Source organism: Nocardia aegles, from assembly GCF_052545135.1.
The window spans coordinates 244,773-256,023 of record NZ_JBQWRI010000006.1 but is presented as its reverse complement, the minus strand read 5'-3'; the positions used below and the strand labels follow the sequence as shown (position 1 = coordinate 256,023).

At 69.1% G+C, this 11,251-nt stretch carries 14 protein-coding genes; all 14 read left to right on the top strand.

The window, feature by feature from the left end:
* The first annotated feature begins 48 nt into the window (after positions 1-48).
* The 14 genes from ACT89H_RS19100 (at position 49) to ACT89H_RS19035 (ending at position 11,237) form a co-directional block, all read left to right on the top strand.
* Complete coding sequence (locus tag ACT89H_RS19100) at positions 49-333, top strand: hypothetical protein (RefSeq protein ID WP_445109972.1); 285 nt, start codon at positions 49-51, stop codon at positions 331-333.
* Positions 334-362: 29 nt separating this feature from the next.
* Entirely contained in the window at positions 363-854 is a 492-nt protein-coding gene (locus ACT89H_RS19095) for a DUF6301 family protein (RefSeq protein ID WP_445109971.1), read from the top strand.
* Positions 851-1,294: a TY-Chap domain-containing protein gene (locus tag ACT89H_RS19090; RefSeq protein ID WP_445109970.1), complete on the top strand. Its 444-nt coding sequence runs from the start codon at positions 851-853 to the stop codon at positions 1,292-1,294. Before ACT89H_RS19095 ends, ACT89H_RS19090 begins: the two co-directional genes overlap by 4 nt.
* Positions 1,295-1,390: 96 nt before the next feature.
* Entirely contained in the window at positions 1,391-3,019 is a 1,629-nt protein-coding gene (locus tag ACT89H_RS19085) for a hypothetical protein (RefSeq protein ID WP_445109969.1), read from the top strand.
* 471 nt (positions 3,020-3,490) lie between these two features.
* Positions 3,491-5,347 carry a hypothetical protein gene (locus ACT89H_RS19080; RefSeq protein ID WP_445109968.1) on the top strand — a complete coding sequence of 619 codons (1,857 nt, stop codon included), beginning with the start codon at positions 3,491-3,493 and terminating at the stop codon, positions 5,345-5,347.
* Complete coding sequence (locus ACT89H_RS19075; RefSeq protein ID WP_445109967.1) at positions 5,344-6,117, top strand: ESX secretion-associated protein EspG; 774 nt, start codon at positions 5,344-5,346, stop codon at positions 6,115-6,117. Before ACT89H_RS19080 ends, ACT89H_RS19075 begins: the two co-directional genes overlap by 4 nt.
* 46 nt (positions 6,118-6,163) lie before the next feature.
* Positions 6,164-6,520 (top strand): hypothetical protein, encoded by a 357-nt coding sequence (locus ACT89H_RS19070; RefSeq protein WP_445109966.1) that lies wholly within the window; start codon positions 6,164-6,166, stop codon positions 6,518-6,520.
* A 38-nt stretch (positions 6,521-6,558) separates the two neighbouring features.
* Positions 6,559-6,846, top strand: a complete 288-nt coding sequence (locus tag ACT89H_RS19065) for a YbaB/EbfC family nucleoid-associated protein (protein ID WP_445109965.1) — start codon at positions 6,559-6,561, stop codon at positions 6,844-6,846.
* 99 nt (positions 6,847-6,945) lie between these two features.
* The gene (locus ACT89H_RS19060; protein ID WP_445109964.1) at positions 6,946-7,263 is read left to right on the top strand and encodes a type VII secretion target; all 318 of its coding nucleotides are present in this window, start codon (positions 6,946-6,948) and stop codon (positions 7,261-7,263) included.
* Entirely contained in the window at positions 7,260-8,651 is a 1,392-nt protein-coding gene (locus ACT89H_RS19055) for a hypothetical protein (protein ID WP_445109963.1), read from the top strand. Before ACT89H_RS19060 ends, ACT89H_RS19055 begins: the two co-directional genes overlap by 4 nt.
* A 32-nt stretch (positions 8,652-8,683) precedes the next feature.
* Positions 8,684-9,025 carry a PE family protein gene (locus ACT89H_RS19050; RefSeq protein WP_445109962.1) on the top strand — a complete coding sequence of 114 codons (342 nt, stop codon included), beginning with the start codon at positions 8,684-8,686 and terminating at the stop codon, positions 9,023-9,025.
* Between the two features lie 34 nt (positions 9,026-9,059).
* Entirely contained in the window at positions 9,060-10,049 is a 990-nt protein-coding gene (locus ACT89H_RS19045) for a PPE domain-containing protein (RefSeq protein ID WP_445109961.1), read from the top strand.
* Positions 10,046-10,837, top strand: a complete 792-nt coding sequence (locus ACT89H_RS19040; RefSeq protein ID WP_445109960.1) for an ESX secretion-associated protein EspG — start codon at positions 10,046-10,048, stop codon at positions 10,835-10,837. Before ACT89H_RS19045 ends, ACT89H_RS19040 begins: the two co-directional genes overlap by 4 nt.
* Positions 10,838-10,931: 94 nt before the next feature.
* A complete protein-coding gene (locus ACT89H_RS19035; protein WP_445109959.1) occupies positions 10,932-11,237 on the top strand; it encodes a WXG100 family type VII secretion target in 306 nt (101 codons plus the stop codon).
* Positions 11,238-11,251 lie beyond the last annotated feature (14 nt).

The following is an 11,251-nucleotide window of genomic DNA, read 5'->3' as shown; positions in this document are numbered from 1 at the left end:
CCGGAAGCCGACGATGCGACAAGGTAACCATCGACGTGAGGAGCAATGATGCGGATCGGCCATCCGACCGATGACGAACTGCGAGCGAACTTCGACGAGATGCTTCGCTCCGTGCTGACCGGCGGCGGCATTCGCACGGAGACCGGCCTCGACATGAAGACCGAGGACGCCCTGTGGGCGATCGCCCGCGCGTACCCCGACGTGCCGGACGCGCTGGTCGACGCGGCCCGCTCGGCGTTCGCGGGCCAGCTCGACGGCTCCAACGCCCGCGAGCGCAAGGAAGCGCTGGCCCGCAGAATCGAGGAGATCAATCGTCGCCGGTCGGCCCGATGAGCGCCGATGTCACGACTTAAGGTGGGCATATGACCGAATGGCGGACGCTGACCGACACCGAGATCGTCGACCTGGCCACCGGCTTGCGGTCGCTCGACGGCTCGCAGCCGATGGACGCGGTGCCGCGGCTGGCCGAGACGTTCGGCTGGAAAGTACTGAGCACCCATCCGGACCGGGCGATGCTGGACGCGGGATTCGGGATGGCCAGCGGGAAAATTCATGGACGCGCGGGCCGGATCGTCGACATCAAACTGCGCGTCACCGATTTCGCTCCGGACGACGCGGAGGGAAGGGCGCGGTCGATGGACGCGTTCGCGGCCATCGTCGTGGCGCTGACCGGCGCATTCGGCGAACCGACCACCCGGATTCCCGGCGCCACCGCCGAGGCCCGGTGGGCGGGTCCGGAAACAACACTGGTGGTGGCGAACCTGGGCCGCTCGGTCCATCTTTCCCTGACCGCCAATAGCCGGCTCCAGCTGCACGATCAGGCCATCGAGCTGGACCGGCAGGAGCAGAGTTGACCGGGTGGGAAGACTTCGCCGCGGGCTTGGCCGTGGAACTCGCCACGCTGCGCGCCGGTTCCATCGTGAAGGTGGTCGAGTCCGGGATCGGACCGCGGCGGCGATACGCCCAGTTCCTCCAGCTCGACGACGCGCTCTCGGCCGAATTGGTCGATGACGAATGGCTCGACCCGCCCTTGCGCGCGGGCGTCGCGGGACGCCCGCTGATCGCCGAGTCGGGTTGGCGGGAACGCGATGCGGGCCACAGCAATTGGTGGACCGAGCTCGCTTGGCCGAGTCCGACGACCGAATACCGCCGACTGGCCGACATGGTCGTCACCGGGTTGCGTGACGGCTTCGGCATCGACTCTCCCACCGCCCTGGCCTATGCCGCATGGAATGAACGGTTGGAGAACCGCGAGTTGGACCTGCCGCTGCTCGGTCTGCGGCAGGAGCAGTGACGAGTACCGCGCACGAACCGGCGTGAACGACGAACAGAGCAGGCATCGTGGCGTGTACGCCGGCTCCGATGCGGTGGAAGAGGGGATTTCCGCGACGTGACCAGACCCGGCGGCCAGGCAACCGGCGACGAGCTCGGTGATGCTCCCGAACACGGCGCTGCCCCGACACATCCGACGCCGTCCACCGGCGCGGCGACGTCGGCCGAAGCGGTACCCCAGCAGTCAGCGGCCCAGCAGTCAGCAGCCCAGCAGTCGGCAGAGCGACCCGGGGTCGGAGCGGAGGAGCCCGATGTCGGCTTCACCCTCGCCGCGGCCGCGCCGGTCGAGGACGCCGCCGAACAGGCCAAGGCACTCATGCACCAGGTCGCCCGCGAGCTGGCCGCGGCCGGTCCGCCGGGCTGGCGGCGGGTCGACGCGGTGTTCGCGCTGACGGTGGCCGCGGAGGTCGCGCTGGCCGTCTACGCCGACGACGGCGAACGCGCCGTACGGGTGAGTCCCGATGCCGGGATCGTGGCGCTGGTCCGGGAGCATCGGCAGCTGGCGGCTGAACTCGAGGACGGGCCCTGGTGGCGTTTGCTGTTCACGCTGACCAGCGATGGCCGGATGGAAGTCGACTACGACTACGGCGACGAGCCGTTTCCGGACGAGCAGTTGTTTCCGCCGGAGGCCTACCTCGCGGATCTCGCGGCATACCCACGGGATTCGTTGCCGGTCTGGCTCGGCGCCTACCTCGGGCACGGCGACCGTCAGTCGCGGCCGCCGCGGGTGGCGGCGGCACAGGCGCGGGCAGATCGGGAGGCAGGCGTGCACGCGGTGCCGTCCGAGGACGAGCTGCCCCCGTTCCCGATCATGGCCGCCCGGTGGGCGGTACTCGCCGCGGCGTTCGTCGCGGCCGAATCGCCCTGGGGCCCAAGGGTGCTGCCCTCCGTGAGCTGGTTCGAGGGCGCCCGGCGCAGCGGCTGTTCGCTGTACGGGCTGCCCGGCGGGCGGGCCGTGCTGTCCGGCGGGGTGTGGAACGCCCCGGAACTGGCGGCGGCCTACAACGACGGCGTCCAGCTGCCCGATCTGTACGCGGGCGCGCCGGAATGGGTGGCGGGGCAGGTGTTGAACCACCGCTGCACCAGCGGTCTGCTGTCGTTCTGCTACTGGTGGGACAACGGCCGCTGGTACCGCGGTGCGTCACCGGGACCAGCCCGGTTCGCCGAGGCGATGCCGGGTGTGTGGAGCGCGCAGTCGGTCGTGGACATCGTCAGCGGCCTGCTCGGCGACGACGCGAACGCGCAGCGGCGCGCGGCCGTCGGCGAGCTGGTGTCCGCCGCGGAGGTCGGCGTCGTCACGCGGGACACCCTCGCCGGTGTTTTCGACGACGAACGATTCGATGTGGACGGCGCTTTCTTCCAGCTCACCATGGCCGGGGTGACCATGACGGCGCCGGGGCCGATGTCGCGGGAGGACGCGCTCGCCCGGGTCGAGCGGTTCGTCCGGGACAGCGGCGCCGACCTCGCGAACTATCCGCTGGAGGACCTGCGCGCCGATCGGATCGGCGTGGGCTGGATGGTGTACGTCCCGGTCGAGCCGGGGGAGATCGCGATCGGCCGGGCGATCTACTACATCGCCGATGACGGTGTGCTGGAACGGTCGTCGTCCTCGGTGGCGCCGTCGGTCTACATCGCGGAGTTCGAGCGGCGGTTCCGGGACCGGCACGGTCCGGTCGGCGGGTCTTGATACCCGCGTGCCAGCCGCGCCGCGAACGGAAACCGGCCGGCCGGGGAGAAGCGGCGAGGATGTGCCACCAGGATCCGGGTCTGTACATTGGTAGGCAACCCGACTCACCATAGAATAGTTGGTGCGTCGTAAGACGATATTCGGCCTGCCGTAAGAATCGGCTGCCATATTGACGTGTGGCGCACAGCCGTTCGCAGCATGCCAGCGATGAGGAGGGTCGTCGACGTATGAGTTGCCGGGCGCAGCAGTGTGATCCCGTACTCGGGGGCGAACGGGTCACCGCGCCATGGCGCATACGCAGTCGACGCCCACGTCGGGAAGGTATTCGGTTGTGCGGGTCGGCGTCTCCTTCTCGGAGATCGGACCTCGGCATCGTATCTTCCTGGGCCGCTGGCTCTCACGTAGCGCGCTTCCCAGGGGTGACAACAGGTTCAGGGGGCTTCCGAATCGCCGGGACGGAAGGAGCGTGGCATGTCTGAGGAGACGAATCCGTGGAGCGGCCTGTCCCGCGAGGCGCAGAACGGCACCTTGGAGCTGCGGCCCGGAGCGCTCGAAGCGTTGATCAACGCGGCGAACGGGGTTCGCGTCCGCGTCGCGTCGGTCAAGAAGGAACTGTCCAAGGTCGATTCGCTGCCGCCGTTCGCCGATGTGTTGCTCTCTGCCGAGGCGCTCGCTGCTCGCTTCTCGGAGAAGGGAAAAGAACTCGGCAGCATCCTGGACGACCACATCACCATCCTCGATGATCTGACCGATACGTTTTTCGCGGCGGCCAGGCACTACCGCGGCACCGAGGAGGACAACAGGGTCGATTTCGCCGCGCTCGAGCGTCGGGTGAGCGAACACAAGGGAATCACCGAAAACCTCTCGAGGCGACGGGACCCCGCCGGTTTGACCACCGCGGGCGACGGCAGCGGAAACACCTACGCGCACCCGGATTGGAATGAGGTCGGCAACCGCACGCCCGAGGAGAACCACGGATTGCCGCCCGGCCTGGCCGATCCGGGCGAAGTGACATTCGAACCGCGAGGCGTGCATGCCGACGACCCGGAGAACTTCACCTATTCCCAATATCAGACGATCATTTCGTCGATCACCGGGGGCAGTCCATCCATGCCGATCAAGGTCGCGCAAGCCGCGTCGGATTGGCGGTGGCTGGCCGGCGAACTGAAGGAAACGTTCGACATCCTCACCAACCAGATGACGACCAGTAGGTCGAGCTGGACCAGTCCGAACAACAACGGCGGTGCCGACCGAGCACGCCGCGCGATCACCGCCTATGGCACCGGCACCGATCAGCTGAATACGAATATGAAGCTCATCGGCGACAGCCTCGAATACGTGTCGGAGTGGTTGTACACCACCGGAGTGTTGCTCCAGCAGGGTGACGACTATCCCCCCACGCAAAACTCGGGCGAGACCGCCGACGCGTACCGGCAGCGGAAGGAAGAGGCCGCGGTCCGGAATTACGTCAGGGCGATGCAAGCGGCATATGTCCCCGGCGTCGAGGAGACCGACAAGGTCATCGCGGTACTGCCGGATCCGATTCCGCCGACCACCGCCCAGGTGCCGGGGCCAGGGCCGGGACCCGGCGGACCAGGGCCGGGCGCCGCACCGGGGCCGGGGACCAGCGCGGCGCAGCTGGCGTCGATGCAGAACGCGCAGCGTCAGGCCGAACAGCAGCAGAAGGCATTGGAAGACGCGCAGCGCCAAGCGCAATTGGACGCTCAGCGCCGCGCCGCCGAACAACAGCAACAGCAACAGCAGCAACAACAACAGCAGCAACAGCAGGCCGCGCAGCAAGCCGCCCAGCAGGCCGCGCAGCAGCTGGCGCAACAGGCGCAGCAGGCCGCCCAGCAGATCGCACAACAGGCGCAGCAGATCGGCCAGCAGGTGGCCGGCGCCGCGCAGCAAGCGGCGCAACAAGCCGCGCAGCAGGCTTCCCTGGCCGGCCTGCCGGGCATGCCGAATCTGTCCGACGCGACGAAGAAACTCGAGTCGGCGCTGGCGAAGGGCGCAGGCGGCCCGGGTGGTTCGGCAGGCGGTCCCGGCGTCCCCAAATCGGCCGTGAACCAGAACCTGGAGAAGGCGTCGAAACTGTTCCCGCGGGCAGCGACGAACGCGGTCACCGCGGCTGCCACCGGGCGCGCGGGACTCGCGGCGGGCCAGGGCATGATGGGCGGCCCCGGCATGCCGATGGGCGGTCCCGGCGCCGCCCAGGCTGGACAGCAGAAGGAGCACAAGCGCGCCGACTACCTGGACTCCACCGAGCATTTGGAAGAAGCGCTGGGTGAGGCGCCGGTGGTAGCGAAACCCGTTGTGGAGCGATGAACGAGGTCTGGGAGTTCTCCGGTCTGGAATTCGCCGCGGTATGGCACGCGGCGAAGGAGAGCCTGCCGGATCCGTTCTTCTACCTCAGCGGCACAACCTACTACGACGACGCGTGCAGGCAGAAAGCGGAAGCGTGGCAGCGGATTCGGATGCGCTGGGGCCGTGAGCTGGAGGAGTTGATGGACGTGCTCACGGTCCCCGATATCCGGCTGGTGATCCGCGGGATCGACGGCCGCGACGCGCGGAATCCGCAGGGCTCGATCCGCATGCTCGCCAGCCGCAGGGGCGACCGCGCGTTCCTGGTGACCCAGAAGCCGGGGCCGGAACGGGGAACGGGGGGATTCACGGTGGCCGAACACGACGTGCTGTCACTCGGCAATATCGTGGCCACCGCGTTGCCGAAGGTCGATGCCGGTCGCGGGCGCGCCTTCGATCTCATCGAGCCCGGCGGCGACGGCCTGGACCATTCCTACGGCCGCTCCCTGGTGAACGATGTCGAAGATCGCGCGGCGAGTCGCAGCGAGTCCTTCGATCGCGCGCCCGCGGCCACCGTGGGCACCATCGTGGTGGAGCAAGGGCATTCGCGGTTCGGCCCGCGCGGTATCACCCGGGCACACCTGGCCTGGCGCGACCTCGTCGACGACGGGCGCTATGCGATCGTGCCGGGCAGTCCGCCGACGGTGCTCGCGGCGGACGTCCGGCGGCTGACCGAATTGATCAACGCGCGGATCGCCGAAGTCGTCCAAGCCATCAAAGACGAGCGGATGTGATCGGTCGTATGCGCGCGATTCCATTTTCGATACGGGGGGGTACTCAATGACCACACCGCAGCCCGGTCCGCTCGGCGAATTCCCGGCGGAATTCGTGGCTACTTCGCTCACCGGCTCCATTTCGGTGCGCACCACCGAAATGGGTCTGCCGCTGGGCATCAAGGTCGACCCGGACCAATTGCGCCGCGACCCGGAAGCGCTGGCGCGCGAGGTCCTGCGATTGTGCAAACAGGCGGCGAACCGCGCGGGTCTGGCGCGGCGGGCGCAATTGCAGCAGCTGGGATTCACCTCGGAGATGCTGGCGTTGACCGGGCTGCCCACCGAACAGCAGGTGGCGACGCAGGAGATCATCGACGAGCAAGAGTACGACACCGAACCGCAGAGCTGGCTGCGATCGGTCTGAACCGCAACGTAATTCGTGAGGTTGGTATGGTCGAAACAATGGACGAGCTCATCGCTCGGGTGCAGAATCAGCTCTACCGGCTCACCGATCTCAACGACGCCATGAATGGGATCCGGGTAACCGAGACATCGCCCGACGGTGCGGTGACCGCGGAGGTCGACGGTAACGCCGCGTTGATCGGTCTCCGCTTTTCCGCTGCGGTATCGAAGCTTTCGCCGGCGGAGTTCGAGAAATCGGTCGTCGCCACCGCGAGAGCGGCCGCGCACAAGGCTTTTGCCGAACGCGGCGCGCTTATCACGGCATTCAATGAGGAGGCCACCGGGTAGTCACCGGATGTTAACCACGACCGGATCGCGATTCGCGGTCTTCGCTAGGTAAGGTTGAATACGAAACATCGGGGGATGTTTCGGGATTGGACGATGATCATGAGCCACATTGAAGTAGTCCCGGATGCGCTGCGTGTATACGGAAGCGAATCGGCGGCCATGGCCGCCGGAATCGGGGCGATCGCCGCGACCGACCAGGCCGCTACGGTTGCCGCGGTGGTCCCGGTGTTCGGCCTGATCGGCCAGGAGTTCCTTGCCTCCTACGCCTTCGCCCAGGCCAACCACCTCTCGTCGGTGGCGCAACTCGCCGCCGTGCACGCGGGCACCGCGCTGACGGCGCATCAGGCCGCCGCCACCTACGAGGGCACCGACACCGCGTCGGGCGCGGCCATCGGAGCGATCCGCACACAGTCATGACCACGCCGGGAGCCATTCCGCCACCCGGCGCCGATCCGCTGGATCCCACAGTTCTGGAGTTGCTGCGGGGCAGCGCTCTCGCGCCCATGCTCGACATGCCGGTGAACGATGTGCTGCGCAGCATGGGTTTACCGAATCTGCCGGAGATGCCGGCCTTCGTGCACCTGCCGGAGCTGCCGCCGTTGCCGACGATCGATCTCGGCGCGCTCATGCGCCCGCTGACCGATCTCGCCTCCGCGTTCGGCACCGGTCAGCTCGGCGCGCCCGCGCCCGCGCCGGCCCAGGCCGGTGGTACCGCCGCGCCACCGTCCGAACCGACTCAGTTGCTGCAAAACGTGTCCACCGTGATGCAGACGGTGATGCAGGTCGGCTCGTCCCTGGTGCAGACCTTGATGTCGGTCTGGCAGGGCATGGCGGCGATGGAGGCCGCGAAGAAGGCCGGTGCGGCGCAGACCGACGCGAGCGAGCTGGCGGCGCAGAGCACGCAGGAGAAGGTGGTGCTCGGCAGCGCGGCGGGTAGCGTCTTCACCGGCGCGGGCCTGATGTCGGTGGTGCTGGCGAAGTTCTCCACCACCATGGCCTTCGCGCCGCTGCTGGCGGCCTCGCCGGGCGGCCAGGGCTTCCTGGTCGCCTCCGCGATCGAGGCGATGACCGAGGCGCTGGCGATCACCGCCAAGACGAAGGCCGAGATGGTCGGCCACAGTGCGAGCATGACGCAGGCCGGTCAGAAGGTCGCGATCACGAACGCGCCGACCGGGGTGAAGTCGGCCGAACAGCTGACCCAGTTGATGAGCATGATCACGCCGCTGATCAGCACTGCCGGTCAGGTGGCGCAGTCGCTCGGACAGCTGGCGGCGGCCAATCCTGCACTGCTCGCGCCGAAGCCGATCAGCGCCCCCGGCGCGCACGACGGCGCGGGTGAACGCGGGGAAGGCGAAGAAGGCAAAGAAGGCGAAGCAGGAAAGTACGCCGGTGGCTCGGGCGGCGCGGGTGGCATCGGCGGTGGTGTCCCCGGTGCGATCGCCGCGGCCTCCGCACCGCTGAACCCCTGGCCCGGGACCCGTGTGGCCGGCGGGTCGCTCGGCAGCATCGGCGGCGCCACCGCTGCCGGGACCGGAACGTCGTCCGCGGCATCCACCGCCGTCGCGGGCACCGCGGCGGCGGGGACCGGAACCGGGGGCGGATACATGCCGATGGGCGGCGCGGGTGCGGCAGGCGCGGGCCTGGCGCGCGACGGCGCATCGACCACCGACGCGCTGCGCGGCCAGATGGTCACCGGCGGGCACGGCGACGAAGTGGTCGGCCGGATCGAAGGGGTCTCGCTGCCGGTGGTCGGCGCGGCCGACGCGACATCGGAACCACCGCCGGATAAGGAACTCACGCTCTGACGCGAGTGCCGAGCAGTACACAGGAGGGTCTTATGAGTGACGGGCGGGGTCAGGTGTACGACAGCGTGCGATTCGACTCGGTCACGGCGGCGAAGGCGTCATCCGGACTGGACGCGCTGGCCGACCGGTTGGCGTCGGATCTGCGCTCGGCCGAGGAAGCGCTGACCGTCGTTCCCGCAGGCGCCGACGAGGTCTCCGGCCGGGCCGCGCGGACCGCGAACGACGTGGCGGCGTCATACCTGGCGGGGGCACAGGCCAGCGTGCACGAGCTGCGCAAGCTGGCGGCCACGTTGCGGCTGCACTCGAACCAGTTCGACGGCATGGAATCGGCCAATACAGCGGATTTCGACACCACGGGTGGCCGGTCCGCCTGACCGTCGTCGAGCAACCGAAAGGTCGTCCGCAGCAATGATCGAACCACCGCAGCCAGGTTTCACCGGTGTGGTGTGGACCGCGCGCCCGCCCGAGCGGCTCGCGCGCGACCTCACCACGGGGCCGGGCGCCGTGCCGATGGCCGAGGCCGTTTCCGCGTGGTCGCGCCTGGCCGCGTCGTTCGGCGCAGCTGTGGTCGAGTACGAAAAGGTTCTCGCGGATGTGCGCGGGGCCTGGCAATCGGGGCGCAGCGACGAAGTGCTGGAACGCATCACGACGCTGCGGGACTGGCTGGTCGAGGCCGCCGCCGCGGCGGCCGCCAACGCCGCGCGGTTCCAGGCCCAGGTCGCCGCCTACGAGATCGCCCGGCTGGCGATGCCGAACACCGCCGACCTGGAAACCCTTCAGCAGGTGCAGCGGATGCTGGAGTCGATGACCGGGATGCTCGGCGCGCCGATCCGCGCGATCGCGGCGGACACCGATGCCGAGCAGGACGCGGCGAAGGCGATGGCCTCGCGGGTCATGCGGAACTACGAGATGGCCACCGAACCACTGGCCCTGCCCTGGCAGCACCAGGAGCCACCCGTGGTGGCGCCGGAGCAGGCGCTGGCCGCCGAACAGGCCGCGGCATCGGCCGAGGCCGCGGTGCCGCGCGGTGCCGCGACGATCGGTGCGATGCCGATCGGGACGGTGCCCATCCCGGCGATGCCGCGAGTACCCGCCGCGTACCGGGCGCCGACGTACATCCAGTCGGCCACCACGGCCGACGTCGTTCCGCGCGTCTCGCAGGCCACGGTGAACACGGGCGGGCAACCTGCTCCGCTCGTTCCCGGAGCACTCGGTCAGGCCGGGCCCGCACAGGATACGGCGCGGTTCCCGCGCGCCGGCATTCCCGCGGAGACCAGCGACCAGATCGGCTTCGATGGCGGCATCCAAGCCGCGCCCGCGGTACTCGGCGGCGCCGAACCCGCGGCGCCCGCCGTCGCGCCGACGGAAGCCGGCACCGAGACGGGAGGCGCGCCGTGACGGCACTGACGAACGACGCATTGCTCGTCGTCGCCGAGCGGCTCGGTGTGCAAACCTTGCCGCTGGTGCTCTCGGTGGGGCCACAACAGGATTCGATCGAAGAATATCGCGCGGCGCGGGAGCGGGCGCTGTCCGGCCTGATCGGCGCGGGGCTGCTCGGCGCCGAGGGCGAAGTCGAATCGGACCTGGCCGGTGCGCTGTTCGTCCTCGCGCAGCCGGACCGCGAGCTCGTCGCCCGCGTCTACACCGAGGAAGGCGTTCGCCGCTTCTGCCTGGCCCGGCGCGGCGAGCAGCACGCGCTCGCCGTGCGCTCGGGCGACAACTTCGAGGTGACGTCCATCTGGGCCGACGGCTCGGACGCATCGCTGACTCGTCCGCTGCTGGCGGCGCTCGGCGCGTGCGAACCCGCGCAGTTCACCGGATTCAGCGCGCTCGCCGCCGAATTGGCCGACCGCATGGACGCGGCCGAGGGCTCCGCCGACTACTCCGACGCGATGTACGCCCTCGGTGTCGGTGAGCGCGACGCCGCCGGGCTCGGGCTCGCCTTCGGCTCCTGCCGCGCCTACGCCGAGATCGTGGCCTACGCCCATCAGGACGGGCTGACCAGCCGGGCGCCCGGCGCGGTGGCGGTGTACGACACCGGCCGCGGCCGCATCGTCATCGCCCCCATGGTCGCGCCGGACCGGCAGATCTGGTCGACGGTCACGACGGGCACCGACCACCGGGTGACTCAGGCGGTCGCCACCTTGCTGGAAGGGCTGCCCGGGGGGAGGTGGCTGCCTCAGTAGCTGTCGAGTCGCACGAAACTCGGTTGCCACATTGCTCGGTGAGATCGTCCGGATCTCCGCACCCACACAACTTCTGACGGAAGGACCAAACGAAATGGCTTACACAAATCTCGGCGACGGCTCGGGGAACACCTACGGTGTCGAACAGGGCGGCATCGACGGCGTCGTCAGCCGCATGGAGGACTCGATCTCGACGCTGCGCACCTCGATCAACCAGATCGACGAGTCGGTGCAGGCCGTCGCGCGCGGCTGGCAGGGCGACGCCCACCGCGAGTTCAACACCGCGGCCACCGAATGGCACGACGAGGTCACCGCGCTCAACGGCAAGCTGGATCGGCTCTCGCAGGCCGTTACCTCGGGCAAGAACACCATTGTCGGCTCCGACGCGGCGGGTCTGTGACCGCTGGATGGCGT

Excerpts from the sequence above, each read along its gene's own strand:
- ACT89H_RS19100 (WP_445109972.1), top strand. The coding sequence starts at position 49 with ATGCGGATCGGCCATCCGACCGATGACGAACTGCGAGCGAACTTCGAC.
- ACT89H_RS19095 (WP_445109971.1), top strand. The coding sequence starts at position 363 with ATGACCGAATGGCGGACGCTGACCGACACCGAGATCGTCGACCTGGCC.
- ACT89H_RS19080 (WP_445109968.1), top strand. The coding sequence starts at position 3,491 with ATGTCTGAGGAGACGAATCCGTGGAGCGGCCTGTCCCGCGAGGCGCAG.
- ACT89H_RS19075 (WP_445109967.1), top strand. The coding sequence starts at position 5,344 with ATGAACGAGGTCTGGGAGTTCTCCGGTCTGGAATTCGCCGCGGTATGG.
- ACT89H_RS19070 (WP_445109966.1), top strand. The coding sequence starts at position 6,164 with ATGACCACACCGCAGCCCGGTCCGCTCGGCGAATTCCCGGCGGAATTC.
- ACT89H_RS19065 (WP_445109965.1), top strand. The coding sequence starts at position 6,559 with ATGGACGAGCTCATCGCTCGGGTGCAGAATCAGCTCTACCGGCTCACC.
- ACT89H_RS19060 (WP_445109964.1), top strand. The coding sequence starts at position 6,946 with ATGAGCCACATTGAAGTAGTCCCGGATGCGCTGCGTGTATACGGAAGC.
- ACT89H_RS19055 (WP_445109963.1), top strand. The coding sequence starts at position 7,260 with ATGACCACGCCGGGAGCCATTCCGCCACCCGGCGCCGATCCGCTGGAT.
- ACT89H_RS19050 (WP_445109962.1), top strand. The coding sequence starts at position 8,684 with ATGAGTGACGGGCGGGGTCAGGTGTACGACAGCGTGCGATTCGACTCG.
- ACT89H_RS19045 (WP_445109961.1), top strand. The coding sequence starts at position 9,060 with ATGATCGAACCACCGCAGCCAGGTTTCACCGGTGTGGTGTGGACCGCG.
- ACT89H_RS19035 (WP_445109959.1), top strand. The coding sequence starts at position 10,932 with ATGGCTTACACAAATCTCGGCGACGGCTCGGGGAACACCTACGGTGTC.